The sequence below is a fragment of the Marinomonas sp. 15G6-16 genome (genome assembly GCF_055809555.1).
This window is the reverse complement of sequence record NZ_CM147916.1, coordinates 1,382,978-1,408,342: the sequence shown is the minus strand read 5'-3', so window position 1 is coordinate 1,408,342 and position 25,365 is coordinate 1,382,978. Positions and strand designations below refer to the sequence as shown.

The 25,365-nt window shown below is 43.4% G+C and carries 28 protein-coding genes and 1 pseudogene; 8 read left to right on the top strand and 21 right to left on the bottom strand.

Translation table 11 applies throughout. The features are described from left to right. The first annotated feature begins 30 nt into the window (after positions 1–30). Together AC0L46_RS06845 and AC0L46_RS06840 are read left to right on the top strand one after the other, a co-directional pair. Positions 31–672, top strand: coding sequence for a response regulator (locus AC0L46_RS06845; protein ID WP_473506772.1), 642 nt, complete (start codon positions 31–33; stop codon positions 670–672). 13 nt (positions 673–685) lie between these two features. Continuing rightward, positions 686–1,537, top strand: a complete 852-nt coding sequence (locus AC0L46_RS06840) for an AraC family transcriptional regulator (RefSeq protein WP_473506770.1) — start codon at positions 686–688, stop codon at positions 1,535–1,537. On the opposite strand, the gene AC0L46_RS06835 is transcribed toward AC0L46_RS06840, so the two are convergent. Continuing rightward, on the bottom strand, positions 1,530–2,120 hold the full coding sequence (locus AC0L46_RS06835; RefSeq protein WP_473506768.1) for a LysE family translocator: 591 nt from the start codon (positions 2,118–2,120) through the stop codon (positions 1,530–1,532). The two genes, AC0L46_RS06840 and AC0L46_RS06835, sit on opposite strands and share 8 nt — an antisense overlap. A gap of 162 nt (positions 2,121–2,282) precedes the next feature. On the opposite strand from AC0L46_RS06835, the gene AC0L46_RS06830 reads away from it, so the two are divergent. Further along, positions 2,283–2,633 carry a hypothetical protein gene (locus AC0L46_RS06830; RefSeq protein ID WP_473506766.1) on the top strand — a complete coding sequence of 117 codons (351 nt, stop codon included), beginning with the start codon at positions 2,283–2,285 and terminating at the stop codon, positions 2,631–2,633. A 12-nt stretch (positions 2,634–2,645) separates the two neighbouring features. Here AC0L46_RS06830 and fecE read toward each other — a convergent pair whose 3' ends face one another. The 9 genes from fecE to AC0L46_RS06785 form a co-directional block, all read right to left on the bottom strand. Next, entirely contained in the window at positions 2,646–3,413 is a 768-nt protein-coding gene (fecE, locus tag AC0L46_RS06825) for a Fe(3+) dicitrate ABC transporter ATP-binding protein FecE (RefSeq protein ID WP_473506764.1), read from the bottom strand. A gap of 17 nt (positions 3,414–3,430) precedes the next feature. Next, positions 3,431–4,387, bottom strand: coding sequence for a Fe(3+) dicitrate ABC transporter permease subunit FecD (gene fecD / locus AC0L46_RS06820; RefSeq protein WP_473506762.1), 957 nt, complete (start codon positions 4,385–4,387; stop codon positions 3,431–3,433). Beyond that, positions 4,387–5,388, bottom strand: a complete 1,002-nt coding sequence (locus tag AC0L46_RS06815) for an iron chelate uptake ABC transporter family permease subunit (protein WP_473506760.1) — start codon at positions 5,386–5,388, stop codon at positions 4,387–4,389. The genes fecD and AC0L46_RS06815 overlap by 1 nt, the downstream gene beginning before the upstream one ends. Before the next feature lie 4 nt (positions 5,389–5,392). Beyond that, entirely contained in the window at positions 5,393–6,274 is an 882-nt protein-coding gene (locus tag AC0L46_RS06810) for a Fe(3+) dicitrate ABC transporter substrate-binding protein (RefSeq protein WP_473506758.1), read from the bottom strand. Between the two features lie 108 nt (positions 6,275–6,382). Next, positions 6,383–7,411, bottom strand: a complete 1,029-nt coding sequence (gene gntR, locus AC0L46_RS06805) for a gluconate operon transcriptional repressor GntR (protein ID WP_414681203.1) — start codon at positions 7,409–7,411, stop codon at positions 6,383–6,385. Between the two features lie 116 nt (positions 7,412–7,527). Beyond that, positions 7,528–8,019 (bottom strand): gluconokinase, encoded by a 492-nt coding sequence (locus tag AC0L46_RS06800; RefSeq protein ID WP_414681204.1) that lies wholly within the window; start codon positions 8,017–8,019, stop codon positions 7,528–7,530. Positions 8,020–8,101: 82 nt separating this feature from the next. Further along, positions 8,102–9,418, bottom strand: a complete 1,317-nt coding sequence (locus AC0L46_RS06795; RefSeq protein WP_473506755.1) for a TRAP transporter large permease — start codon at positions 9,416–9,418, stop codon at positions 8,102–8,104. Beyond that, positions 9,411–9,968: a TRAP transporter small permease subunit gene (locus AC0L46_RS06790; RefSeq protein WP_414681206.1), complete on the bottom strand. Its 558-nt coding sequence runs from the start codon at positions 9,966–9,968 to the stop codon at positions 9,411–9,413. Before AC0L46_RS06790 ends, AC0L46_RS06795 begins: the two co-directional genes overlap by 8 nt. An 82-nt stretch (positions 9,969–10,050) precedes the next feature. Then, positions 10,051–11,067, bottom strand: coding sequence for a TRAP transporter substrate-binding protein (locus AC0L46_RS06785; RefSeq protein WP_414681207.1), 1,017 nt, complete (start codon positions 11,065–11,067; stop codon positions 10,051–10,053). A gap of 300 nt (positions 11,068–11,367) precedes the next feature. On the opposite strand from AC0L46_RS06785, the gene AC0L46_RS06780 reads away from it, so the two are divergent. The 5 genes from AC0L46_RS06780 to AC0L46_RS06760 all read left to right on the top strand — a co-directional run bounded on the left by AC0L46_RS06780 (position 11,368) and on the right by AC0L46_RS06760 (position 16,025). Then, entirely contained in the window at positions 11,368–13,254 is a 1,887-nt protein-coding gene (locus AC0L46_RS06780) for a DUF294 nucleotidyltransferase-like domain-containing protein (RefSeq protein WP_473506752.1), read from the top strand. Beyond that, a complete protein-coding gene (locus tag AC0L46_RS06775) occupies positions 13,255–13,917 on the top strand; it encodes a 3'-5' exonuclease (protein WP_473506750.1) in 663 nt (220 codons plus the stop codon). 283 nt (positions 13,918–14,200) lie between these two features. Next, the gene (locus tag AC0L46_RS06770) at positions 14,201–14,656 is read left to right on the top strand and encodes a hypothetical protein (protein ID WP_473506748.1); all 456 of its coding nucleotides are present in this window, start codon (positions 14,201–14,203) and stop codon (positions 14,654–14,656) included. Positions 14,657–14,782: 126 nt separating this feature from the next. Continuing rightward, positions 14,783–15,589, top strand: coding sequence for a DUF4145 domain-containing protein (locus AC0L46_RS06765; RefSeq protein WP_473506746.1), 807 nt, complete (start codon positions 14,783–14,785; stop codon positions 15,587–15,589). Positions 15,590–15,788: 199 nt separating this feature from the next. Continuing rightward, positions 15,789–16,025 (top strand): NIPSNAP family protein, encoded by a 237-nt coding sequence (locus tag AC0L46_RS06760; protein ID WP_473507115.1) that lies wholly within the window; start codon positions 15,789–15,791, stop codon positions 16,023–16,025. Between the two features lie 162 nt (positions 16,026–16,187). Here the strand turns inward: AC0L46_RS06760 and AC0L46_RS06755 are convergent, their stop codons facing one another. The 11 genes and pseudogenes from AC0L46_RS06755 to AC0L46_RS06705 all read right to left on the bottom strand — a co-directional run bounded on the left by AC0L46_RS06755 (position 16,188) and on the right by AC0L46_RS06705 (position 25,178). After that, complete coding sequence (locus tag AC0L46_RS06755) at positions 16,188–16,991, bottom strand: UDP-2,3-diacylglucosamine diphosphatase (protein WP_414681212.1); 804 nt, start codon at positions 16,989–16,991, stop codon at positions 16,188–16,190. Positions 16,992–17,084: 93 nt separating this feature from the next. Then, a complete protein-coding gene (locus tag AC0L46_RS06750) occupies positions 17,085–18,173 on the bottom strand; it encodes a diguanylate cyclase domain-containing protein (RefSeq protein WP_473507113.1) in 1,089 nt (362 codons plus the stop codon). 18 nt (positions 18,174–18,191) lie between these two features. Continuing rightward, positions 18,192–18,847: pseudogene (locus tag AC0L46_RS06745) on the bottom strand (EAL domain-containing protein); the annotation flags it as partial. 203 nt (positions 18,848–19,050) lie between these two features. After that, positions 19,051–19,224 carry an RSP_7527 family protein gene (locus tag AC0L46_RS06740; RefSeq protein WP_473506744.1) on the bottom strand — a complete coding sequence of 58 codons (174 nt, stop codon included), beginning with the start codon at positions 19,222–19,224 and terminating at the stop codon, positions 19,051–19,053. A 108-nt stretch (positions 19,225–19,332) separates the two neighbouring features. Continuing rightward, positions 19,333–20,358: an LPP20 family lipoprotein gene (locus AC0L46_RS06735; protein WP_473506742.1), complete on the bottom strand. Its 1,026-nt coding sequence runs from the start codon at positions 20,356–20,358 to the stop codon at positions 19,333–19,335. A 2-nt stretch (positions 20,359–20,360) separates the two neighbouring features. Then, complete coding sequence (locus AC0L46_RS06730; protein WP_473506740.1) at positions 20,361–20,990, bottom strand: penicillin-binding protein activator LpoB; 630 nt, start codon at positions 20,988–20,990, stop codon at positions 20,361–20,363. A gap of 69 nt (positions 20,991–21,059) precedes the next feature. Beyond that, positions 21,060–22,718, bottom strand: a complete 1,659-nt coding sequence (locus tag AC0L46_RS06725) for a COG3014 family protein (protein ID WP_473506738.1) — start codon at positions 22,716–22,718, stop codon at positions 21,060–21,062. Positions 22,719–22,989: 271 nt separating this feature from the next. Continuing rightward, complete coding sequence (gene secB, locus AC0L46_RS06720; protein WP_347984085.1) at positions 22,990–23,472, bottom strand: protein-export chaperone SecB; 483 nt, start codon at positions 23,470–23,472, stop codon at positions 22,990–22,992. Positions 23,473–23,533: 61 nt separating this feature from the next. Beyond that, positions 23,534–23,788, bottom strand: a complete 255-nt coding sequence (gene grxC / locus AC0L46_RS06715; RefSeq protein WP_317002506.1) for a glutaredoxin 3 — start codon at positions 23,786–23,788, stop codon at positions 23,534–23,536. A 10-nt stretch (positions 23,789–23,798) separates the two neighbouring features. Further along, positions 23,799–24,215, bottom strand: a complete 417-nt coding sequence (locus AC0L46_RS06710; protein WP_317002507.1) for a rhodanese-like domain-containing protein — start codon at positions 24,213–24,215, stop codon at positions 23,799–23,801. Between the two features lie 159 nt (positions 24,216–24,374). Then, positions 24,375–25,178, bottom strand: coding sequence for a 2-oxoadipate dioxygenase/decarboxylase family protein (locus AC0L46_RS06705; protein WP_473506736.1), 804 nt, complete (start codon positions 25,176–25,178; stop codon positions 24,375–24,377). Positions 25,179–25,365: the final 187 nt, after the last annotated feature.

Here is a 25,365-nt window from a genome sequence, read left to right as displayed (position 1 = left end):
TTATATAAAATATTAGAGCGAATTAAGAATATGACAGCCTTGCCTTCTTTATTACGAGTATTGCTAGTAGACGACCACACTTTAGTTTTGGATGGCCTTCAAGCTCGCCTAGAATTAGAAGGAAACATACAAGTTATTGGAACGGCAACTAATGGTTTAGAAGCGCTGGATAAAGCCAAAGAGCTGAAACCAGACTTAGTATTAATGGACGTTTCTATGCCAGTGTTGAACGGATTAGAAGCGACAAAACGCTTTAAAATCGAACAACCAGACATAAAAATTCTGATGCTCAGTATGCACAACGACAAGGAATACATCATGTCGTTGATTCAATCTGGAGCGAATGGTTATGTGCTAAAAGACGTATCGTCTGAAGAGTTGGTTCAAGCCATTAATACGGTTCATCAAGGTGGCACCTATTTTAGCTCCGGCGCTTCAGACGCCTTGTTCGCACAAACCTCTTTAGAGCAAAAACACGAAGAATTAACAAAGCGCGAAACCGCTGTGCTGGTGGAAGTAGCGACGGGTTTATCAAATAAAGAGATAGCGCAAGTATTGGATATTAGCGTTAGAACCGTAGAAACCCATCGGCAAAATATTAAAAACAAACTGGATATTCATACCTCAGCAGGCTTAGTGAAATACGCACTGGCTCATCAATTAATTGAATAATGGTTTATTTTTCATGATGCCTTCCACTCATCCTTTGTTTTGGCGCGATAGCGCTTTGCCTTTTGTTGAGCTTCGACAAGTTCTGGACGGCCGAGACGTCAGCTATGCGCTGCATTCCCGTGAAGAGTGGTCCATCGGCGCGATTCTCAATGGGCAGAGTGAGTTCTTGTGCGCAGACCGTCGTCATATCGTGGAGTCTGGCGCTTTGGTGATGATGAATCCGAATGTGGTGCATGCCTGTAATCCGAGCCAGAATTCACCTTGGGCGTATTATATGGTGCATCTGGATAAAGCTTGGTTAGCGAGTTTATTGCATGAATCTAAAGTGAGAAATATCACTCGTTGGCAAGACAGTTTGTTGGATACGCTAACGGACGATGTTTTTTATACGGACTTTCTTAACCTGTGTGAAAGCCTGATGTCCGAAGAGATATCCGCTAATGAAAAAGAGCAGGTATTAAAAACCTATTTTGTGGATTTGTTCTCTTACTTGGATAGCTCGGTGGCGGGTGCTGAAAAACAGCGACTGACTCACAAGCTTGATCATGTGGCGGAGTATTTACATCATCATTGTTTAGATGAAACGCCCATTGATGAGATCAGTGGGCAGTTTGGTTTCAGTGCAGCGTATTTTGTGCGAGCTTTTAAACGCCATTTTAATATGACGCCCCATGCTTATCGTTTAAATCGCCGAGTCCAATTAAGTCAGCAAGCACTAAAAGAAGGTCAATCCATCGTAGACGTGGCACAAGCAGTAGGCTTTAGCGATCAGGCACATTTTCAGCGAGTGTTTAAAAAGCGAGTGGCGGCCACACCCGATCAGTATCGCCGTGCCTTTTCTCTGTCGAGCGCTGCCCTTAAATAATTAGCAACACACAGCTGCCTGCCAACAAAACCGACAGGGTTTTGTTCATCAAACGCATCTTTGCTGGGCTTTGAAAATAGCGACCTAACATGATGCCAGCCAACACCCAGACTCCGAGCGATAGCCAGCAAATCGGCAAATATAGACTTGCGAACAATAGAACTTGATCGGTTGTCGCTTCTGGGATGTAAGCGGCAATGCCAGAAACAGACGCTAACCAAGCCTTTGGGTTGAGCCATTGCATAATGGCACCTGTCATAAAGGTTGGTTCTGCTTTGGAAGAGTCTGTATTGAGGTCGCCGCTGTCTACGAAGAGTTGGTAGCTTAGGTATAACAAAAAGGCGATGCCAAGCCATTGTAATACTTGAGTTACCCAAGGCAGCGCCATCATGACATGTTGCAGTCCTAATCCAATCAGCAAAAATAACGCAATAAAACCTAATGTCGCGCCAGTGATATAAATTAGCCCAACTCGTGTGCCATAACGTGCGCTGCCGCTTAATGATAGAAGGTTCACAGGGCCGGGTGACAAAGAAGCGGCCAAGGCAAATACCGACATAGACGTGATTAGGGAAAAGGTCATAAGATGTTTCTCAGAAGTTTAAACAGGCGCTTACTATCGTCTTTGAATTGTCTTTAGTATTGAACGAAATTGACCTTATAAGGGTTTTCGAAAATTCTTTGATGTTTGCCTGCTTTGCGGGTCAGCTAAGATAAAGAAGCATTTATATTGAGGAAGAGAACGATGTTAACAAGATTGGCGTTTATTCTGTGTTTGAGTCTTTTTATGTCGGCGTCAATGGCGGAATCAGACGAAAGCAGCATGGAAGAAAGTAAAGAGTTGGCTCAAACGGTGTTTGAGTTAGAGCGCAGTGTCGCCATCTTGCAGCTTTCTAAGGCGAGCTTGGAAGATTATCAGGTCATGAATGAGAAAATGGCTCGTATCACTTCTCTTGAAGGCAGAGTGGAGTTCTTTGCTGTGCTTACCTTTATTTTGTGTATCGCTCTGGTGGCGCTTTCTCTGCAAGTTCGTCATCAGCATAAACGATTATTGGCTCTAGAGTCGTCGAAAGAAGAAGCCAACGAGAATAGTTAAATACTCCAGCTTTTACTCAACCACACACATTGGTGTGTTGGCGATTGGGTCTCGGTGGATTTGTGCGTCTAATGAGAAAACCGTTTTCAGCATGTCTTGAGTTAGGACGTTTTCTGGTTCGCCTTGGGTGATGATTTCGCCGTCTTTCATGACGATCAAGTGGTCACAATAACGTGCCGCTTGGTTGATGTCGTGAAGCACTGTGATGATGGTTTTGCCAGACGAATTCAGCTTTCTGAGAGTTTGCATTAATTCCACTTGGTGGCTCAAATCCATATAGGTCGTTGGTTCGTCCAATAATAAATACGGCGTGTCTTGCGCTAATGTCATGGCTAACCAAGCGCGTTGGCGTTGTCCGCCAGACAGTTCGCTTACGAGTTGTTCACCCAATTCGGTAATGCCCACTTGCGCCATCACATCGTTAATAATGCGATTGTCTTCCTTGTTTAAACGTCCCCAAAAACCTGTGTAAGGGCTGCGACCGTAAGCCACTAAGTCTTTTACTTTCACGCCTTCTGGAATCGGTTGTGTTTGTGGCAGCAGAGCCAATTCCTTTGATAATTGGCGAGAAGGCATTTGATGCAAATCTTGATCGTTCCAAAACACTTGGCCTGTCATGGGTTTTAGAATGCGCGCCATGGCTTTTAATAAGGTGGATTTTCCGCAACCATTTGGTCCTAACAGAGCGATGATTTTCCCTTTCGGAAGCTCAAAGCTCACCTCTTTCACAATGGCTTTGCCGTGGTAGCCAACGGATAAATCTTGAGTGCTAAGTGACATAATGTGTTTCGTCCGAACTATTTGTTTTTAAATAAAAGCCAAAGAAAGTAAGGTGCGCCAATAATGGCTGTCATAATCCCAGCGGATAATTCAATCGGCGGGTCAATGGTGCGAGCCACTAAGTCCGCAAATAACAGCAATATTGCGCCAACTAGCATGGTGCAAGGCAATAATATTTGATGCTGCCCGCCCACTAACTTGCGCGTCAAATGGGGCGCGACTAAGCCTAAAAAGCCGATTGGCCCACAAATGGCGACGCACGATGCGGTGAGCCCCACTGCAACCGCCAATGATGTTAAACGCAATGTATTGGCATTCACACCGAGGCTGATCGCGCTGTCGTCGCCCAGCGAGATTAAATTCAGAGATTTGGCTAACCAAAGTGCGATGGGGATTAAACCGAGCCAAGGCAACAAGATGAAAAATTGATTCCAGCCGCGTCCCCACAAACTGCCCGTTAACCAGAGCAAGGCATTGTTAATTTCTAAGGGTTTTACCAACATGAGGAAGTCGACCGTGCTGGCGTAAAGTGCGCCCAAGGCAACACCTGTGATGGCAAGCTTAATGGCGCTGCTGCGATTGCCACACAACCACCACAAAATAAAGGCCGCAGAAAAACCGCCCAATAACGCCATGGCGGGCAACCAAGCAATGTCGGATGTTGGGAACAATGTCATATAAGTCACAGCGGCTAAACCAGCGCCATGACTCACGCCAAGCACATCTGGCGAGGCTAACGGATTGCGAATCACACCTTGAACGAGCGCGCCCGCCAGAGCCATCATGGCGCCCACCATCATGGCTAACAAGGTGCGAGGAAAGCGGTATTCGTAGACAGTGAAATAGTGCTCACTGTCTGCTTGAAAGCCGTCCAATATTCCCTCGAAAGAAATAGAAACCGCGCCAAGCATTAAGTTCGCCACCAGTAAAAGGGACAGAATGACGAGTAATAACGGCCATGTTTTGAGTGACATCACGAGGCCCTTTTCTTAACAAGATAGATGAAGAAAGGCGCGCCAATGAGAGCTAATATAGCGCCAGCGGGTGTCTCTAATGGGAAAATAATGCCACGACTTAAGGTGTCTGCAAGCACCACCAAGGCGCTGCCCATTAACATGGATAAAGGTAGAAAATAGCGGTGATCTTGTCCGCATAAGATTCTTGCCATGTGCGGGACGAGCAAGCCAACAAAGCCGATGCTGCCAGATGCGCCGATGGCGGAACCGACTAAAATCAGCACTAACACACTGCCAGCCAGTTTTGTCCAAATCAATGAAATGCCTAAGTTCTGAGCGTTGTCATCGCCCAGCTGTAATAAGTTGAGTGTTGGCGTGAGCAATTGGCTGGCGATCAAGGCGAATAACGCGACAGGCCAGAAGAGTGACCAAGTCTCCCAGTTGCTATTGGCGAAACTGCCAGCGAGCCAAGACAAGACAGCGGACGCCTGATCTTCTTCCATAATCACCAATGCCTTGGTGAACGCGGCACAAAGGGCTGAAATCGCCACGCCCGCTAACACCAAACGGCCAGTGTCGCTGCCGCCACGCCACGCGCTGCCGAGAATCATCACTAACGTCCAAGCGACGCCACCACCGATCATCGCCGCCATGGAAATACCGAGCAAACCAAACCAAGGCGTAATGGTCGAAACCGCCGCCATGCCAAGCGCCGCACCAGCGTTCACGCCAAGAACAGCAGGAGAAGCAAGCGGGTTTTGCGTTAAGCCTTGCATGACCACGCCAGCCGCTGCGAAACAGGCGCCAACAGTGGCAGCAAGTAAGGCTCTTGGGAGGCGAATGTCATGAACTATGTGTTGCGCAATGACATCTTCGCTCGGCGACAATAAGCCTTGTATGGCGTCCATAGCAGAAATGGGAAAGCTCGACCAAGTGAATAAGCTTGTCCAAAAGCCAAGTAACAGCAGCGCGAAGAAGAGCAGGCAATAAGCGGTATAAATAAGAGGCGAAAGTTTCATAACATCATTTTGAAGTAAGCAGCTCGACTAACTGACCCGCAATGATTTCCGCCGCGATGATGCCACGACTACGAGACCAAATACTTGGGTTATAAATGTGATACACATGGTCATTGCGCACGGCTTTGAGCGCCTTCCACAATGGGGATTTTCCCCATGTATTGGCAATGTCAGAAGAGGAATAATGGCCCAGAATCAAATACTCAGGGTTGCTCGCCAATAATTGTTCTAAGCCTGTGTGAACTGAGCTCAGCTCATTTTTTAACATAGGCGGCGCTTTAAAACCCAAGGATTGCAGTAAGGTGCCAACATAGGATTTGCCTGGATGAAGAGACGCGTATTTTTCCATTACATTACCAAATTGCACTTCAATGCCCTTTGGTAATTGCGCTGCGTATTCGCTCATGATTTCTTGGTGTTTGGCGAGGCGCGCTTGCATGGCGTCTTCTTTATCGAGCACTTTACCGATAATCGCCGCCGCTGCTAAGTTGCCTTGATAAGATTCTCGGCGAGACGGCAGAATCAAGGTTGGTGCGATTTTCTGCAAATCTTTATAAACGCTCTGATGGCGACTGTAATCTGCAATGATTAAGTCCGGCTTTAAGGAGGAAATAACTTCTAAACTTGGCTGTGAGCGTGTGCCAACGGATTCCCAAGGTGTGATTAATTCGCGTATTTCTGAGGCGATGCGGCTTGGGTCTTTGTCGTCCGCGATGCCAATTGGGCTGACGCCAACAATGGCGAGGGCGTCCACAAAAGAGTATTCCAACACCACAATGCGTTGCGGTACATAATCAATGTGAAAATCGCCTTGGCTGTCTTGAACTGTGACGGCAAAACTGGACATAGAAAGGAGTAAAGAAACGAACGCGAAAAAGCGTTTCATAAAACAAAACCTTAATGAGGAAATAAAAACATGAGAATAATAACACTTCTTAATTGCGCATAAAGTGTTATTTCCCTATAGAAGTCATGTTTAGGAGGTTTTGTGGATCTAAATACTCTCTCCGGGTTCTATCTTAAAGGGTAAGTTAATGATTCTTTCTGTGACTGGATTGCCTTTTAAGCGAGATAATAAGTGCTCAGCTGCCAAGCGACCTATTTCTTCTCGAGGTGTAATAACTGTAGCCAACAATGGCACCATAACTCTTGCGATATCGTGACCATGAAAACCTGCAATTCCCATTTCTTCTGGGACTTTAATGCCAGCCTTTTGACAAGCGAAGAGAGCGCCAATTGCTAAATCGTCATTGGTACAAAAGATGCCATCTGTATCTGGTTGTTTTTCTAAGGCTTCTTTCATGAATTGTTCACCCAATGAAAAAGACGAGGCACTGTCTGTAGTGATACAGAGTTCAGTCAAACTATTATCGTTCATTGCCGCTTTGTAGCCTTGCAACCTTAACAAAGTTCTTTGATCCATTCGGGCAGCAAAATACACAATTTTAGTATGACCTTTTTTAATCATGCATTCTGTCATGGCGTAAGCGGCTGCTTGGTTGTCGATACCGATTGCTTGCTCAATTGGTTGTGATGTGGAATCCATGATTTCAATGACTGGAATACCAGCCACACTAAGCATCTTTCGAACACGCTCGGTATGATAACTTTCCGAAATAATCAGGCCGTCAACATTGTAAGAAAGTAAGGTTGCAATTCGGGCTTCTTCGGCTTCTTGACTGTAACCATAATGAGCCAACATGGTTTGATAACCAGCAGGTTCTAATATGGATTCAATGCCACGAATAACTTCAGCAAAAACATGGTTGGTTAATGATGGCAGTAAAACTCCAATCGCATTGCTTTTAGACTTAGACAAAATATCTGGCGCGCGATTAGGTATGTAGCCTAAATCATCTAAGGCTTCTTTGATCTTTATTCGTAGAGGAGGAGAGACTTGATCTGAATCTTTAAGATAACGACTCACCGTCATTTTTGTCACGCCGACTAAATTGGCAACATCTTGTAGTGTAGGGCGTTTATTTTTTATGCCTGAGCTTTTCATATCAAGAGATTTATCCATGAATTGTTACCTGTAACATTAGCATAAGCAATTCATGGCTAGAAATAAAAAAGGTAATTTAGCGTGACAATGTACAAAGGCATAACAGCTTAATTATGCCTTTGTATCTTTCATCTTTAGGTTTTAGAGAGAAGCGAAAGGGCTTCGTTCAGAACCGCATCTGCATCTTGAGAGATATCAATAACAAATGCTTCTTCTTCTGTCGGTTCGACCAAGGTCGCAAACTGGCTTTCTAGCATCTCACGACCGTTAAAATAATGACCATCGCGTTTTTGGTGACGTTCCCAGATAGTATCAATATTGCCTTTTAAGTAGATCATAGCAACATCATCCAGACCCTGACGGAGCATAGTTCGATATTCAGGCTTCAAACCAGAACAGGCAATGACAGCAGTTGGATTATCGATTAATAATCTATTGAGTACCGCTAACCAATCTTTACGGTCGTCGTCTGTAAGAGGAATTCCTTGGCTCATTTTTGCTACATTTTCTGCACTGTGAAAATCATCACCATCAAAGAAACGATAGCCAAGTTTATCCGCGATGTTTTTACCTATTAAAGACTTGCCTGAGCCTGAAACGCCCAATACTACAATTTTTTTAATCATCTTCTTAAATCCTTATACCTTGCTGTTATCAGCAAGGCTGTATCGTTCAAAGAACCGCTTGAACGGCATTATTTTTTGCTGTCTATTTCCACCAAAGTGCCAATTCTGGGAAGAATATGACCAAGGCGAGTACGACAACTTGAATGCCAATAAAAGGAAGCAAGGAGCTGAATATTTCACCTAGACTGATATCTTTGGGTGCAACAGATTTAAGGTAAAAAGCGGCTGGGCCAAAAGGTGGTGATAAGAAAGAAACCTGCATATTCAAACAGAACACCACTCCGAACCAAATTGGATCTAAGCCGAGTCCTACAATAATGGGTACAAAGATAGGCATAGTTAACAATGCGACGCCTACCCAATCTAAGAACATACCTAAGACAAGTAAGATAACCATCATGATCATAATGGTACCCATAATGCTGCCGCCACTTAGAGCAAGAATGATTTCTTCAACAAAATCGATACCGCCCATCAAATTGTAGACACCAACAAGAGCAGTTGCACCAATACCAATCCAGATGATCATGCCACATGTGCTCATAGTCGCTTTGGCACTGTCTTTGATCATAGAAAAATCAAGCTCGCCTCGAATAGCTGCACTAATTAAGATACCGACTACGCCTAGAGCAGAAGCTTCTGTTACCGATGCGACACCTAAATAAATACTGCCAAGAACTGTCATAACAGTTAATAGAGGAAAGAAAAGCGCTTTGAAATAGTTGATGTCATCATCAGCGGCAAGTTCTTCTGCTGTTGGTAACGGCGCGTATTCTGGATGAATACGGCATAGAATAAGGACGTAAGCCATGTAGGCAAAAGCCAATATAAAAGCAGGTAAAAACGCCGCTTTAAATAAGTCTCCAATAGAAACGCTGGCCGTTAAACCGTAGATAATTAATACAATGCTTGGAGGCAGCATAGTGCCAAGTGCGCCACCTGCACAGGTTGTTCCGATTGCTAACTTACGGTTATAACCAAGACGTAACATTTGAGGTAAAGCTAGAATACCCAACAGAACGGTTTCACCACCAATAACACCAGACATAGAAGCTAAAACAATCGCAACTAATAATGTTTGTACGGCAACACCGCCACGAAGTTTACGGCCGAAAACCTTCATCGCATCGAACAAGTCTCGCGCAATGCCAGACCTATCTAAAAGTGCCGCCATTAAGACAAACATGGGAACAGCGAGGAAAACATAACTGCCAACAAAACTATATAAGCGACTGGTAATTAGTGGTAATGCGCCAACACCAAACCAACCAACAGCAAAAACTAGCGCGACAAGAGCAGTAACAAAGGCCAACTGCATACCAGTTAACAATAATAGAATCATGGAACCGAGCATGAGTAGGCTGCCATAGCCTATGCCCATAGCGGATAAATCAAACATCTTTGCGTTTCCTTAGGCCGTTAATCTCTTGAATCAGGTGCAATAAAAACTGCACAAACATGATACTTAAAGTAAGAAAAATCATGCCTTTTACTAATGCAGGGAAAGCTGGGTTCCAAGCTGAACCAGATGTCTCTAAACGTATTTCACCAAATGGTGAGAACCAAGAATCTTGTACTACTTGATAAGCCGCCCAACTTAATAAACCAGAAAAAATCAGTCCCATAATATGGTGGAAAACATTTAGCCAGCGTCGAGTTCTGTCTGAAACCATATCGTAGATCAACACGACGCGAACATGTTTGTTAATCGATAGCGCATAAATTCCACCGAAAACAAATAAACAACCGCCAAGGAAGGAAGCGGTTTCATGTACCCATATTGTGGGGGCGTTGAATACATAGCGCATCAATACTTCATAAAAAGAAATCGCAACAGTGAGGATAAATAATAGGCTCAAGATGTTGCCAAGCTTATAGATGAAACGATCTAAAGCGTTTCTTGGTTCGTCTGAGTTATCAGTAATAGGAGGATGAATAGCTTCTTTCATAATCAGGTCCAATGAAAAGCAGGCGCAATATTACACCTGCTTTGCGTGGCTTAATAAATCGTCTTAGTTGTGTGTTTACAACTTATAGAAGACCGTTTGTTTCTAAGTAGCTTGTAATGGAATCGTATACTTTCTGAGCATTTTTAGATCCCTTAGCAAACTCTTCCCATTGTGTACGGGCAATTGCACGGAACTTTTTACGCTCTTCAGCAGACCAATCATGAATGGTGATATTTGGATCAGCTTGAGCTGCTTTTACCGCGATCTGATCCGCAATATGTAATTGTGTTGTCATATCTTGAGCAAAATCACGTACTGAGACAGTAAGGATTTCTTGGATATCTGCTGGTAACTTATCCCATTTCTTTTGGTTCATTGAGATATCGATCAATGGCAAAGAATGGAAGCCAGGTTGTACAGGATGTGTCGCGATCTCATTCATGCCCGCTTTTTGGTTTGTGGAGAAAACCGTATAATCGGCTGCATCAATAACGCCTTTGCTTAGGCCTGTGAATACTTCAGAACCTGGTAGGTTTACTGGAGCAGCACCTGCAGCGGCAAATACACGTTGAACTAAACCTTCTGGAGCACGAAGTTTCAAGCCTTTAAGATCTGCAACGCCGTTCAATGGAACACGAGAAACAAAAGACTCTACACCAGTTGTTGAACCACCGATGAATTTCACGCCATAAGGTGCATAAAGTTCAGTCATTAGCTCGTAACCACCACCGTAGTTTACATACTGTAGAAGTTGCTGAGTACTTGACCATGCGCCAACGGTATTACCAATTAATCCAAATGCTGGATCTTTACCAGAGAAAAATTCTGTCGCAGTGATGTGGCCATCTAGGATGCCCATTTTGATTCCATCAAGGGTTTCAGTATGTTTAAAAACACTGCCTACAGGAAGTAAATCGATTTGAACACGACCACCTGTCATGGCTTCAACGCGTTCCGTCCACTCTTTTTGGACTTGGAAATTTTTGTCGCCTGCTGGATCAGAAGACTGGAATTTGAATTTATAGTCTGCAGCAATGGCAGAAGTAGATAGTGCGCCAGCTAAAGTGGCAGTCAGAAGAACTGTGCTAATCTTGCTCATAATATAACTTCCTGATGATTATTTTTTTTAGGAAAAGAGTATTCAAATCCGATCTTATGTTACCGGTAACTCTTGGGCGAATGTTACCGGTAACTTTTCCTTCTAGTCAAGCGTTTGATAGCTAATTAAATAAAAGATTAGATAGTTGATTGATCTATATAAGAATTTAATACGAGTAGTAGGGCGGATAGTGGTAGCTGGAGATACAAAAACAGCTTTCCTTAGCTTTAGACATTGGTCTTAAAAGCATTTTGTTCTGAATAATAAAAGCGCACACTCCAGATGAAGAACAGATGACGAATGCTAAATGAGAAAAATAATATGGCCGCCATAGACATTCCTGAAGTGCATAAATTTATTGCGACGGTTCCTCCTTTTTCCAGTTTGAACTTAACCGAAAGGAAGCAGCTGTTGACGGGCGTGTCTATGCTTTATGTGCGCCAAGGGCAGGTTATTTCCCTCAAAAACGGTGCGGCGACAGTGCATTTAATTCGTCGAGGCGCGTGCGAAATCCGTACCCCCAAAGGCGGGCTGGTGGATCAAATCGCAGACGGTGAGTGTTTTGGTTTATCGAGTACCATGTCGCAGAATCCAGATGGTTTGCAGGTTGTGGCGATGGAAGACAGCCTTGTTTACCGATTCGAGAAAAAGCGCTTTTTAGACGCCGTTGAACAAAATGAAGCGTTCGGCCTTTTCTTTGAACATAAGCGGCACAATCGCCTCCGAAAATTATCCCGCAGCCAATCAAGCGAACTCTCTTCTCCGGCGTTGCAATTGTCTATGCCGGTGACGCAAATTATGTCTCGGCAATTGATTCAAGCCTCGCCAGATGAAAGCGTACAAACTGTTGCGATGCGTATGACGGAAGCGCGAGTTAGCTCGATTCTGGTTCTAGAGAATAAGCGCTTATTAGGCATAGTAACTGACCGAGATTTGCGTTCACGTATCTTGGCTGTGGGCGGATCGTCAGACATTCCAATTGAACAAGTGATGACGAAAGATCCGGTGAGTCTGAAAACCGATGCCTTGGTGATGCAGGCTCAGACCTTAATGAGCGAAAGTAATATTCACCATTTGCCGATTGTCGATGACGCGTTGAACGTGATGGGAATGCTCACGGTAGCGGATTTACTGCGCCACCAAGAGCTAAGTCCTTTGCTTTTGGTGAATCAAATTCATCGCCAGCACACGGTGGAAGGTCTTGCGCAAACCTGTAAGCAATGGCCAACTTTAACGATTAACCTGATTGTGACCGATATGAAACCCGTTGATATCGGTAAGGTGTTGGCGACAGTAAGCGACAATTTAACCCGTCGCTTAATCGAACTGGCTTTAGAAACACTGGGGCCAGCGCCGATGGCGTTTCAGTTTTTGGTCTTTGGCTCACAAGCCCGTCGAGATCAATCTTTGGGAAGTGATCAAGACAATGGTTTGATGCTAGAAAGAGAGCCAACCGACGAAGAGAGTCAGTACTTCGCGACATTGGCTGAGTTCGTCTGCAATGGCCTTGGCGCTTGTGGGATTCGACTTTGTCCCGGAAACATTATGGCGAGCAACCCACAATGGCGAATGACGAACCAAGGTTGGCAGCAGAAATTTACCTCGTGGATTCAATCTGGTTCACCGAGCGCCCTATTAAATGCGAGTATCTTTTTTGATATTCGTTGTGTCTATGGCGAGGCTTCCGTGTTTGATGAATTGATTCTCAAAATGCAGCAAACCATCAGTAAAAACAGTGTGTTTCTGGCGACCTTAACTCGCAGCGCACTGTCTACTAAACCTCCGTTGGGATTCTTCCGCCACTTCTTATTAGAGTCTTCTGGTGAGCATAAGCATCAGTTGGATCTGAAACACCAAGGCTTGGCTCTGATTAATGATCTTGCAAGGCTTTATGGCTTGTCTTGTCGAACCTACCGTGTGGCGACGCTGGATCGTATCGAACAGGCGATTCGGGAAAAGTTGATCAGTGTGGACACAGCGCGCAACCTGATGGACGCATGGGATCAATTAAACGAACTGCGTTTAGAAACCCAAAGAGCCCATTGGCAATCCACAGGTAAAGCCAGCGCTTATTTAGACCCTGAAAGCCTGAGTTCCTTAGAGCGTAAGCATTTAAAAACGACATTCGGCATTATTAGCGATGTACAGGATGTGGCTCAACAACGTTTCTTGCGAGGGTACAGTTAAATGTTGGCTGGGTTAATACAGAGCGTTAATGAACGTTGGATGTCGTATCAGGCCAGTAAGCATGTTTGGTCTGAATGGAATTATTTGATATTGGATATCGAAACATCAGGGTTAGACGCCAAGCAAGATCACATTGTCAGTGTCGGTTGGGTTTGTATTCAGAATGGCGTGATCGAGTTGGATACCGCTCGCCATATTGTGATTGAAAGCACAGATGTGGGTGAAAGCGTCGGTATTCACATGATTACGGATTCAGACATAGAGTTACACGGAAAACGGCAAGAAAGTGTGTTGCGTTACCTTCGCCACCTTTTAAGAGATCGCATCTTAGTCATGCACCATGCGCCGCTGGAATTAAACTTTCTAAAACAAGCTTGGAAGAAAGAAGTCTTGCCTGCTTTTTCAGTGAATTGGCTAGACACATTAGCCATAGAACGCGCCAAAGCCAATAGAACCCAGCAGCCGATTCAAGATGGAGGCTTTCGTCTATGCGCTTGTCGAGAACGCTACAGCTTGCCGGATTACGATGGTCATGACGCTCTAACAGATGCTCTAGCGACAGCAGAACTGTTATTGGCTCAAATTGCTTATCAAGGCGTCGATTGTCGTCTGCACGACCTAAACCAAATGGGCGGCGGTAAAACGTCCTTCACACCGCGTTAATATCTCGCTCGTCAAATTACCTCTCATTTCTTCAAGGGGAGGAGTAGAGGAGGGGCTGTGTCTGGCTCTTGTAGGTCAGCCTTTAGGCTGACAAAGCTTTGTGTGTTTGTTCTGGTAGATAAATTAAAAGTCTTTTAGTATCAATCAACAAGGTTTGCAGTGTTGAGATAACTCGCTGTGGATAAAGGGAATAATGCGTAAGCTCGTTTTACTTTTTTTAGGTTTTGAAAATGTCTAAACGTGTATGTGCATTATTTAAATGCTAGGTAAAAGGGAAATAATAATGGATAACCAAATAGCATTTACATTAAATGACGGGGCATTTTGGCTTTCAATATTCTTCGGAATACTAGGGATTATTGTCGTTGGAGGCGTCATTTGGCTAGGAAATAAAATATATACTGCTTCATTGTGGGACTCTATTAGAGTTAGAGAAAAGCAACTTCTTGATGCACTTTTTGGTAATTCTCCCAATAGCGCTAACGAATTGAAAGCGTTAGTTGATTCTTATGCAGATCATCGTGACAAAAGAAATGAATTTTGGTCGATTTATGGGCAAACAATTCTAGCGATATTTATAGTTATCACCTTGGCTATTCTTATGATAACTAAGACTATAAGTGCAGAAGCAGGTCTTCCGATTCTTTCCGCTGTGTCAGGCTTTGCAATAGCGAAAGGCTCTGGTTTAAATAAAGGCACAACTAATAATAGTCCACCAGATACTGAGATAAAGCAATAATACAACCTAACATGCAGCTTCACTAGCGCTTTGGTCTAGGCTAGTTTTTTGAAAACACACTCAAAAACTGCGTCAATTCAAAGCGCTAGTGAGTAGGACGTTAGATGTCAATCAAGGAATTCTAATATGGCAGAAGAAAATAATACCCCATCAATATCCAAGACAGCATTCTGTTGTCCACATTGTAGTGCATACACAACTCAGCATTGGTATGCATTAAGTGCTAATTCATACAACGGAGATAGTCGTACACCGATGCTTCCAGATGAATCTCTTGCAGAAGACTTTCGAGTAGCAACAGACATTCCAGAAGAGCAAAAAAGGGACCTAATTAAATGGGTTGACGATATGCTAACAGGAAAACCTTTCTTCGAAGCTTCAAAAGAAAATTTATACTCACGACCAGTCGTACAGAATTGTAATATTTCAAGTTGCTATAATTGCGAGGAAATAACAGTATGGGTTCACGATAAAATTGTTTATCCGAATACGAGAATTGATATAAAGCCAAATACAGATCTTCCTGAACATATTAAAAAGCTTTTCAATGAAGCTAGAGAAATAGCTGACTTATCACCTAAAGGAGCTGCTGCATTATTAAGACTGTGTATTCAATATTTATGTAAGGAACTTGGTGAAAGTGGTAATAAAATAGATAAAGATATCGCTAGTTTGGTGGGTAAAGGACTTAATCCTTTAGTTCAAAAAGCACTTGATGTAGTGCGTGTTATCGGTAATGAAGCAGTGCACCCTGGCGAAATAAATTTAGATGACAATAAAGGCATTGCTATAAAGCTTTTTGGTTTAGTCAATTTGATTTGTGATCAAATGATTTCTCATCCAAAACATGTTGAAGCTTTATATGGTGATTTACCAAAAGATAAGCTTAAAGGCATTGAAATACGAAATGCTAATGCTATGAAAGTAAAGTAGAGCACCTAACAACTTAAACGGGATTAAAATAGTCGGTTATGTTTCGCTTCGTTTCACATTTCAGTCAAACATTATCAGCTCCTTATTAGGCTGTCATACGTAATAATTAGATGATGGAGTAATACTCAAAGTGGTAACTTGTTATTTAAAATATGTAATTGACCCATATAAACTTAGTGAATTCGAAGCATATGCGAGAATGTGGATCCCTCTAGTAAATAAATTTGGTGGTACTCATAACGGGTATTTCTTACCATCTGAGGGTGCAAATAATATAGCGCTAGCTTTATTTACTTTTCCTAGCCTTGCCGAATATGAGCAATATCGAAAAGATTCTTTGAATGACTCAGAGTGTGTTGCTGCTTTCAAATTTGCAGATGATACAAAGTGTATATTAAGTTACGAACGCAGTTTCTTTAACCCTATCTTTAAATAGGATAGTAAAGGGACAAAAAGCGCTTCAAATGAAAAAATACAGCCAACTGCTTACCTTGTTCAATACTTTAGTCAGCTGTATTTTTCACTTAAGTGAGCATTTTAAAGTTTCAGAACCTCACCTGACATCATCTTTCACTATCAAATTCATGATGCCAACAATTCAGCTGTTTGATGGAATCGGCTCATATCCCCATTCTTCTTGCTTAGGTTCTGTTGCCAGCATTTTAGGCTGTTCAGACCAATGCAGTAAGTTGAGTTCGCCTGAAGCGGATTCTGTTAGAGCGGTGCAGTGTTCAACCCAGTCGCCGTCATTACAGTACAAAACGCCTTCTTTCATCTGAAAAGAAGCGAAGTGAATATGGCCGCATATATAACCATCGACTTTCTGGTTTTTGGCTGACTTAATTGCTGCGGTTTCAAAGCGTTCGATAAATTCTTTCGCCTTGCTGATGTGGCTTTTCACATAGCCTGCGAGCGACCAATAAGGTTTACCAGCGAAGCGTCTCACGCCATTTATCCATTGGTTAAGGGAAAGCATTAGGTTATGAGCTTTGTCACCTATAGCTAACATTAGTGGGCTGATTTTCACCATCTGATCGAACTCATCACCATGGCTGACATGGAAGGTTCTACCATCTGCCGTTTTATGGCGAGTGTTTAACTTTATCTCAACGCCGGATAAGGTCTGCCCTGCAAACTGGCGGAAGAAGGCGTCGTGATTGCCAGGGATATAAACGACTTTTGTGCCTGTTTTCGCCATCAGCAAAATCTGCTCAATGACTTTGTGGTGAGTATCAACAAAGTAAGCTTTATGACGCATTTCTTGAAGGTCAATAATGTCGCCAACCAAATAAAGCGTATCGGTTTTAATGTTTTGTAAGAAATCCAATAAATGGATTGCCTGACAGGCTTTTGTTCCTAGGTGAACATCAGAAATAAATACGGATCGAAATGTCGTCTGCATAAGCTTCTCCTCATGAGTTACCTTTAGACTAATTCCCGTTTATGACAGACTTGTGTGTTCTTTATGACAATTAGATCACAATAGCAGAGGCGGCTATTCTGCGATTTCAAGGAAGTTAGAAGGGAGCAAATGAACATAATTCCCTTCGTATTCTTTGGCTGATTTTTTCGCGTGAGCGGCCATTTCGGCCACTTGATGGTGGTTGCTGCATTGTCTGGCACTGGTTCTTATGACGCCAATGGCTAAGCTAAGAATGGCGTGAAAGCGCATTTCACCTTCTCGGTTCTTGGTCCAAACGCCGCCTTCTTGTAGGGTTTCTGGTGAATAGAAGTCGCTGATCTCTTGTGCGAATGCCGATAAAATTGCTTCGCATTGTGGCTTCCAGTCTTTATCTCCAAAAATCACCACAAAATCATCGCCGCCAATATGACCGATAAAGTTATTTTCTGGCGAGACAAAATCTTTAATAAGTGAGCCGACCAGCTGAATGACTGCGTCGCCTTTTGCATAGCCGAAAAAGTCATTAAAAGGTTTGAAATCGTTTAGGTCAAAATAGGCCACATGGAAATCTTCATCGGCTAATAAGCGTCGGCTGACTTCTTTATGAATCGGCACGTTGCCGGGCAGCAAGGTAAGCGGATTTGAATAGGTGGCGGTTTGTATTTTTAACTCTGTGATGCGCTTAAGTAAGTCTTTTAAGTGGCCTGTTCCTGAGTATTTTCCGTTACGAACGATAATAATCTCGTTGTTTAATACGTCGGCTTCTTGGTCTGTTATCAATGTGGAAACGGTCGCAAGGCTAATGCTGCTTTCAACCACTAATACATTGCTGGTTAATAGCTGAGTGACTGGTTTTTGTTCGTATAAAGCGCGGCCGTATGGTGTCGAGAAGATTTCGTGCAGTTGGTGACGACGAATAACGCCAATAGGACAATGCTGGTGGTCGAGAATTGGAATGACAGTCAGCTCTTTGTGCTTTTTGAAATGCTTGGAAGCATCATCTAAAACGCTGTTCTCGTGTAAATAGGGCGTTGGACGACAAAGGGATTGAACGCTTTCTGAGTTCTCTTCATTGAATTGTGATGGTTTTTTCGCTTGTTTAGCCAAGTCGGGATTGGTCGCAAACTTTGGTGAATCTGTCGGATGGCCAAGGAAGTAACCTTGCCCTAACGTGACGCCCATTTTAATGAGGAAAGCCAATTCTTGTTTGGTTTCAATGCCTTCCGCAATGACGGTGCAATTGGTTCTTTCGGCAATGCAGATCATGGCGCGGATGAATTCTTGTTTGATCTTGTCTGTGTCTATGTTTTGAACAAAATGCCGATCTATTTTAACAATATTAGGTTGCAGCTCGGACCAAAGTTGTAAGCCAGAATAACCGACGCCCAAATCATCAATCGCGATTTGAAAACCTATGTCTCTGTAGCCTTTGATGCGACTGTGAGTTAAATCCGTGTATTCGTAAGGGTGTTGTTCAGATAGCTCGATGACGATTTGGTTTTTGTCGATTCCGAGCTGATCGAGCTCCGATAAACTCATTTCTGATTGGTGCTCAGGAGACGAAAACAGAGAGGCGCTAATGTTGAGAAAGAGCTTACCTTCTAGTGCTAATTTGGAAAACTTAGACAGAGCTTTTTTCGGCAAAGCAGCTCTAGCTGGTGCAGCTTCCCTTCTTGCTGAGCCAAATCAAATAATGGAATAGGCGAAAATAAAGCGGAGTTTTTTGGCCCACGAGATAAGGCTTCATAACCATGCACTGTGCCATTGGTTAAATCGTAAATGGGTTGAAAGTAAGGGGTGATTAACTCATCTTTGAGAATCCGATCAAATAGAGCGTTATCATTGATTTGATTCATCATTTCGCATACTTCGCCTGATTATGAATTAGCAACAGGTTATCTTATGTCGTATTTGTGACAGACTAATGACAAGGCGAGATTGAAATAAAGGCGAAAAGCTAGGAAAGGAAAAAATCTAAGGAATTGAAAGAGAAAACACTGTTACCGGATCGCTATTTTTATTTTGCCTGTCGATCATCGGATACAGTTTGTTTAGAGTCTTACGCTGACTTTAATGGGCGGTTCACTGTTAGGTTAGTGAAAGCGCTTTTAACGCGAGCAACTGCTTTTTTAATGACACCAGCGTAATATTCACGGCGTAGTTTGTACGCTTGTTCTACGTAGTAATCTACATCAACATTATTAAAAGTGTCGTATTTGATATCGCTTTTCATGGTGGATCTCCTATCAATTAATGAGTGTTTCAATATGGTTATGATAGGAGTTGGTCAGCTGTACATCAAACGATCATATTTCAGCTAATAGGTTAGAAAAAGTCACTCTTATTCCAGTCGTGTGAGCCAAGTAAACATGGCGTTTACTGCCTGATTTGCCCAGTTTTCGGTGGCTTTACTTTGAGCGCCTTTTTGACTTGCTGCAATGCCTCTGGCGCTGACTGTCCATGATGCTAATCGAGAGCCGTTCGGGTCGATAAGCTCTAATGTGCCTTCTTCAAACACGTAGAAACGGCCGGACTGTATTTCCTGATGCTGAGCTGTTTGGCTTTGTAATGTGAATAAGCCATTGGCTTTTGGCGTGAAGCCATATTGAGACAAGGCACTGGCTAATTGATTCGCCTGAGCCGTGTTTGAAACATCAAAACCATAACTCAATAAGGCTTGATTGAGTTGTTCCTCTATCGCCTGAATGTCGCTGTCTGCTTTCCCTGCGAGTGTGCGCTGAGTGGAGTAAAGACTAAGCTCTTCTTCATAGGATTTTCTTTGCGCGAAATGAGGAATGAGGCGCATATAATGGGGCCAATCCTCTGCGACGGGCACTTGATCAGAACGCGTGCTTAGCGATTTTGCTTGCTTGCGAATGACGTTATCTAAGTCATCAAGTGCTTCGGTCAGGTTGGCGATAATCCGTGATCGATCAATAGACTGTAAGGCGTAAACGTAGTTTTTGCCCACAAAGCGGTCTTCATTGAGGGCTTGTTCTAGTTCAATGGGCGCTGTGGTGACTTGTGTGTAGGCGCTTTGAACTTTTAAGACCCGTTCATTGCCTTGCATTGAAGTGACTTGAGTGTCTTGGATATTGGTTTGGCTAACTTGGGTTCTTAGCTGCTGGGCGATTTGCGCATTGCCATTTTGCTCGGCTTGAATAAACGCCAAGGCAAGGTTTTCAATGCGCGCAGAGCTACCAACACCATAAATATGTGTGTTGTCTTTCGGAGGAGAGACAACCCATTCTGGCAAGACTTCGGCCTGCTCTGTTTTGGTGTTGGTGCCGATGCAGCCCGTTAAGCTGGATAGCAAACCTAGGGTCAGCATCCAACGAAACGGTTTAGAGCCTAAGGTGCTTTTCATCTTTAGAAGAAGCCTTTATCCGCTAACTTTTTGATTTTCTTCTGGCCGTTCCAGACTTCGCGATTGGTGGTCATATCAATCAGTTTCAAATCCACTTGATAGAAGCTCACGCGTTGGTCGCCATTTGAATCAACAATAGAGTTAATGGTGCCGGATAACGCAAATCCTGCACCTTGCTCTAGACCAAACTGAGCCACAGTGTCTGGTGCGGCGTTGAGTGCTTGCTCTTCACGTTCGTTGCGGATTTCTTCTCGCTCTTCGCCCGAAACAACAAAGTCCACTTTGCCTGCGCGTAATAGGCTGCGTTTGATGTCATTTACGAAGGTATCAACAGGAATGTGCTCAGAGGTTTTGTTACGAATGGTCTGAACAATAACGGTTGGGTTGCCTTTTTGGCTGAAGTTATAGTCACGGAACCACGGGAAAGTGAGCATGTCGCCCATCATTTCTTCTGCGACAAGGCGTGAATCTGTATCGTTCCAACGGTCAGAAAGCGCGACTTCTTCGTTCACATCAAGGCGTTTTACACTGCCGCTGGAGCATGCTGTTAATAGGATAAGCATGGAAAGGGTAACAAGGTTTCTGACTGAAACTTGTGACCAGAAAGGCATTTTGATCTTGCTTGTTTGCATAATATTTTCCTTACGTTCGATTTTCCCAATACTCATTTTGCGTAATGTTAAAGGGTTAGTGTAATCAATTTAGTCTGGATTGCGTAGATTCCATATCTTTATTTTGTTGGCTTCCAATGAGACCTCTCTCAGTGAAAATTGTTTCTCACTTACTCGGTAATTTGGTGAGTAAGTTCCTGGTGGAAGCGGTTCTCTTGTTAGCCTTATTTGCGCTGGTAATGTTAGCCAATTACGAGTGTCGGCGGCCGAAGAGGCAAACACAGCCACTTGACCAATTAAGCCTAATAGCAAGCTGGCGCCATCATCTTCGACATTCGCGGCGACTTGGTAAGCCAACCAACTGCGCAGTAACTCACGGATTAGGCCTTCATAAATGTCTCGTTGCGCTTGCGCTAGTTGCTCTTGAAAAGCGATGTCGGCCAAGGATGTCATTCTTACGCTTTGTGAGGTTCTGGCATTATTCACTTCTAAAACTGGCTGGTTATTATTCAATTTGAAGCGCGAATAATACGGTACAGTGACACGAATGGTCTGACGTGTCAGTAAGGTGTCCACGTTGGCAGCTTCAAGTTGTCGCCATACTGGGCGACCAAGAATCACTCGTTTGGTAAAGATGCCAGAAAAGGTTCCCCAAGCGCCGCCAGCTTTATAGTTGGTGATGAGGTTGAGTGGATTGATATCCGCATACACCATGGTAAACCAGCGGAATGCATCGTTTTCTTCTATTCTTCCTCCGCCATGAAGAGGCTCTAGTACTAAGGAATAGGCTCGTGGATCAGCGTAGAGTAAAAGTGTCATTTCCTCTTTGTGAGGAATGAAGCCTTGGTGCTCTAAAACAACCAATTCTGAACTCTTGTTTTGGTATTTCTCCAGAGTGCTTTGCATGCTTGATGAGAGCTTGTCGGTGATTTTTTTGTCGATCTCATCTTGGCTGAAACCGCCTTTTTGCATCATCCGAATCGTATCCAGCCACGCCCGCTCAGCGGTTAAGTCTGATAAAGCATATTGTTTAGCGTAACCGGCTTCATAAAGTTCGGCTGCTTTTTGGTAGCTGATTCTGGCATCGTCGAATTCTTGGCTGTTTTCGTACTGCAAGCCTTCCATGTAACGGGCCCAAGCGTCATCACGATAGAGGTATTTATCTGTGTCTCGTCCGCCAGTATAAAAGTCGCCTAACCAGTTTAGAGCTTTCAGATAAAAGGCTTGGTTGTTTTTGTCGTCTAAGTCTTGGTAGCTTGGGTTTTGTGCTCGAATTTCATTTAGCTTGATGTCTATACGTCGTACTTCAACCAAAGCGGCATCTTGTAGTTTGAGCTTTTCAGTGGGTGTTTTGGCTTGTTCTGCTAAAGCGAGGTAGTTGAGGGATTTTAAGTAGCTGATATAAACGCGTTCTAAGCCGTTACCGCGATAGTTGCTTTGTCTTGGGTTGCTCAGTAGTGCCCAAGATCGGTTGGAAAAACTGTCTTTTAGAAAGGTGTCGCTTAGCGCTTCGGCTTGTTCCAATAAATCGTTACTGCGCTCGTAATCGCCTTGGTTTTGCGCCAGCGTGCCGATTTCCAAATAATACAGTAGTTGATCTTGAGGGTTGTTTAAAACGGGTTCTAGAGTGCTTTCTGCTTGCGCCCAATTGCCTTCTTTGGCAAGGTTTAATCCTTCGTCGATACTTTGCTTATAGGTCGCACATCCACTGAGCGTTACAACAAGAAACCAAAGAAGAGCCTTTCGCACACTAGATTCCTTTTTCTAAAAACTGGTTAACAATCAGAACCGCAAAAAGTGAAAAACAGCCAAGGTAGAGAATCAACCAGCGAACTTTGAGGCAATATGGACAAGGCTTTTTCTTTTTCATCACAATTTCCATTCTAGTGTAAGGCGCCAAAGAATAAACAGGGCTTTCCTTTGGCAAGCTCTGGTTATGATACAAAAAAGGAGACTTAAGTAGTCTCCTTTTTTAATGACGATCTATTTTTAAGTAGAGCGCTTTAATACTTAACTTCGCTTACTGCTGTGTTTCAGCCTGTTGCTTTTGTAGGCTTTCAACATATAGCGCATCGAAATTGATTGGTGCAAGCATAAGAGGAGAGAAACTACCTTTTACGACAACCGCATCAATGTTTTCGCGAGCGTATGGGAAAAGTGTCGCTGGGCAGAATGCACCCAAAGCGTGGTGTAGTTGTTGATCGTCTAGACCAGAAATAACGAATAAACCACCTTGTTGAACTTGAACTAGGTAAGCAGATTCGCCTTTGTTCTTCACAGTAACTGTGATTTCTAGAACTACTTCGTAAACGTTTTCACCAACTTGGCGGCTTTTCGTATTAAGCTCCATGCCAACTTCCGGTTTCCACTCTTCTTGGAAAACCATAGGAGAGCGAGGAGACTCGAAAGAAATATCTTTTAGGAAAACGCGCTGCATAGATAGTTGTGGTGTCGGTGCTTCTTGTGTTTCTGCTGCTGCGTTTGTTTCTGTTGCCTCTGGCATGATTGCTCCTTTTTTATATCGTTAGACTAATATGTTGCTGCAATTTTATTGAATAAAATGCTTATTTATTGAGTAAACCATCAAGCTGTTTTTTGTGCTCTAGATCGTAAAGGTCATCGCAGCCACCAATGTGTTGCTCGCCAATCCATATCTGAGGAACAGAAGTACGGCCACTTTTCTTCGTCATTTCTGCACGAACTTTCGGCGCGCCGTCGACTCGGATTTCTTTATAATCTACATTTTTAGACGAAAGCAGTTGTTTTGCTCTTGTGCAAAATGGGCAGTAATTGCTTGAGTATATCGTTACAGTAGCCATTGTATGCTTCTTATCCTTTTACTAAAGGTAGGTTAGATGATTGCCACTCAGCAATCCCGCCTTGAAGTTTAAATACTTTAAAACCTTCTTTTTTAAGGTCTTTTGCCGTTGCACCAGAAGTCATTCCTGATTTGCATACAATAATGATTGGGACTTCTTTGTGTTTCTCAAGTAGGTTGAGACTTTCTTTTACCTTGGCGGCTGGAATGTTGATTGCGCCTGTGATGTGCCCTGTAGAGAACTCTTTGGCTGGACGAGTATCGACCATAACCGCGTTGTCTGAGTTCATCAGGTTGGTTGCCGCAGAAGGCGAAAGAGCCTGAGCGCCATTTTTACTTTCAACAAAAATAACAGTAGCCAGAATAGCAAGGAAAACAGCGACCATTTCCCAGTGGTTTAGTGAAAATTCAATAAGTTGGTTCATCATAATCTTAAAGCCTAGTTAAAAACTGACCGCATTATACACGGCAAGCGGAATCGGTACATACTCTCAACTTAAGGTGACAAAGATATGATGATCGAGAAAGAGAGAGTGAAGCTGGCAGAAAAAGAAAACGAGCCTTGCAGCTCGTTTTCGGGGGAGGCTTTATTTGGTGTTGGTTGAATCAAAGATTTTATCTGCGTTACCTTCAATAAAACTGTCAAATAAAGAGCCATTCGGTTGAACATGACGACGGGCGAACTCGTAAAAGCAGCTCGGGATGCTCTTTTCGGTACCGTCTGAAAAGGTGTATGTGATTTTATCGGCCATAGTCGATGATTGTTCTAAAAATGAAGTCGGTGAACCTTTGACTAGCCCGCCAACTTCGTTGAGTGCGTAGCCTTCATCTTGTAATAGAGAGTTGACCGACTCAATGGTTGGGAACTGCTTCAAATGATTAATGCTAACCGTGAAGTGATTTGCTTGTAAGCCCATGGTAGATAGCCATGCCGCGTACTCGCTGTGTTCAGCTAATGTGGCGTATTCTTCTGAAGTCGGTGTTTCCCATAATTTTCCAGCCCAAAAGACAGCAGGGCTTTGTATGGCATCTGCCGGGATTTGATCAACAAACTTAGCAATAATGGCTTGACAGTTTTCTGGTAGTTCTTCAACTAAGAGTTCAGACAAAAAGATCTTTGGCGAGTCCGCATCTGTTTCATGTTTATAACAACGAGCTTTTAGGTGCTTACTCTCAAAACGAAAAGCGCCATAAGCTTTGTAACCAATTGCTTCAAGCTGAGGTTCCAGTTTTTCCAATGCAACAGGGGAATTATTAAAAGTACGAAATGCCACATGGTCGTTTAGTACTGTCTCGCCATGGCTTTCAAATAATTTCTGAATGCGTTGCGCTTGAGGCGTCACCTGAGTGTAGCTGTCCCATAACGCATTAAAAAAATCAGACGGTTTCATAATAGAAGTCCTGCAATAAAGCGGTTTTCGTTAAACAATTCACCCACTCTAAAGTAGTTAGGTGGAGTGGTGCAAAAGATATAAAAGCATTATGTGATTCGTAAAAAGCATGCGAGTGAAGAATTAAGATTCGATTATTTGTGCTTTTATTTTTGAGCTTGAGCCAGTTTTATCGAGCATATCCTGC

Coding starts and splice junctions, on each gene's coding strand:
- AC0L46_RS06845 (WP_473506772.1), top strand. CDS start 31: ATGACAGCCTTGCCTTCTTTATTACGAGTATTGCTAGTAGACGACCAC.
- AC0L46_RS06840 (WP_473506770.1), top strand. CDS start 686: ATGATGCCTTCCACTCATCCTTTGTTTTGGCGCGATAGCGCTTTGCCT.
- AC0L46_RS06835 (WP_473506768.1), bottom strand. CDS start 2,120: ATGACCTTTTCCCTAATCACGTCTATGTCGGTATTTGCCTTGGCCGCT.
- AC0L46_RS06830 (WP_473506766.1), top strand. CDS start 2,283: ATGTTAACAAGATTGGCGTTTATTCTGTGTTTGAGTCTTTTTATGTCG.
- fecE (WP_473506764.1), bottom strand. CDS start 3,413: ATGTCACTTAGCACTCAAGATTTATCCGTTGGCTACCACGGCAAAGCC.
- fecD (WP_473506762.1), bottom strand. CDS start 4,387: ATGTCACTCAAAACATGGCCGTTATTACTCGTCATTCTGTCCCTTTTA.
- AC0L46_RS06815 (WP_473506760.1), bottom strand. CDS start 5,388: ATGAAACTTTCGCCTCTTATTTATACCGCTTATTGCCTGCTCTTCTTC.
- AC0L46_RS06810 (WP_473506758.1), bottom strand. CDS start 6,274: ATGAAACGCTTTTTCGCGTTCGTTTCTTTACTCCTTTCTATGTCCAGT.
- gntR (WP_414681203.1), bottom strand. CDS start 7,411: ATGGATAAATCTCTTGATATGAAAAGCTCAGGCATAAAAAATAAACGC.
- AC0L46_RS06800 (WP_414681204.1), bottom strand. CDS start 8,019: ATGATTAAAAAAATTGTAGTATTGGGCGTTTCAGGCTCAGGCAAGTCT.
- AC0L46_RS06795 (WP_473506755.1), bottom strand. CDS start 9,418: ATGTTTGATTTATCCGCTATGGGCATAGGCTATGGCAGCCTACTCATG.
- AC0L46_RS06790 (WP_414681206.1), bottom strand. CDS start 9,968: ATGAAAGAAGCTATTCATCCTCCTATTACTGATAACTCAGACGAACCA.
- AC0L46_RS06785 (WP_414681207.1), bottom strand. CDS start 11,067: ATGAGCAAGATTAGCACAGTTCTTCTGACTGCCACTTTAGCTGGCGCA.
- AC0L46_RS06780 (WP_473506752.1), top strand. CDS start 11,368: ATGCTAAATGAGAAAAATAATATGGCCGCCATAGACATTCCTGAAGTG.
- AC0L46_RS06775 (WP_473506750.1), top strand. CDS start 13,255: ATGTTGGCTGGGTTAATACAGAGCGTTAATGAACGTTGGATGTCGTAT.
- AC0L46_RS06770 (WP_473506748.1), top strand. CDS start 14,201: ATGGATAACCAAATAGCATTTACATTAAATGACGGGGCATTTTGGCTT.
- AC0L46_RS06765 (WP_473506746.1), top strand. CDS start 14,783: ATGGCAGAAGAAAATAATACCCCATCAATATCCAAGACAGCATTCTGT.
- AC0L46_RS06760 (WP_473507115.1), top strand. CDS start 15,789: ATGTGGATCCCTCTAGTAAATAAATTTGGTGGTACTCATAACGGGTAT.
- AC0L46_RS06755 (WP_414681212.1), bottom strand. CDS start 16,991: ATGCAGACGACATTTCGATCCGTATTTATTTCTGATGTTCACCTAGGA.
- AC0L46_RS06750 (WP_473507113.1), bottom strand. CDS start 18,173: ATGGGCGTCACGTTAGGGCAAGGTTACTTCCTTGGCCATCCGACAGAT.
- AC0L46_RS06740 (WP_473506744.1), bottom strand. CDS start 19,224: ATGAAAAGCGATATCAAATACGACACTTTTAATAATGTTGATGTAGAT.
- AC0L46_RS06735 (WP_473506742.1), bottom strand. CDS start 20,358: ATGAAAAGCACCTTAGGCTCTAAACCGTTTCGTTGGATGCTGACCCTA.
- AC0L46_RS06730 (WP_473506740.1), bottom strand. CDS start 20,990: ATGCAAACAAGCAAGATCAAAATGCCTTTCTGGTCACAAGTTTCAGTC.
- secB (WP_347984085.1), bottom strand. CDS start 23,472: ATGCCAGAGGCAACAGAAACAAACGCAGCAGCAGAAACACAAGAAGCA.
- grxC (WP_317002506.1), bottom strand. CDS start 23,788: ATGGCTACTGTAACGATATACTCAAGCAATTACTGCCCATTTTGCACA.
- AC0L46_RS06710 (WP_317002507.1), bottom strand. CDS start 24,215: ATGATGAACCAACTTATTGAATTTTCACTAAACCACTGGGAAATGGTC.
- AC0L46_RS06705 (WP_473506736.1), bottom strand. CDS start 25,178: ATGAAACCGTCTGATTTTTTTAATGCGTTATGGGACAGCTACACTCAG.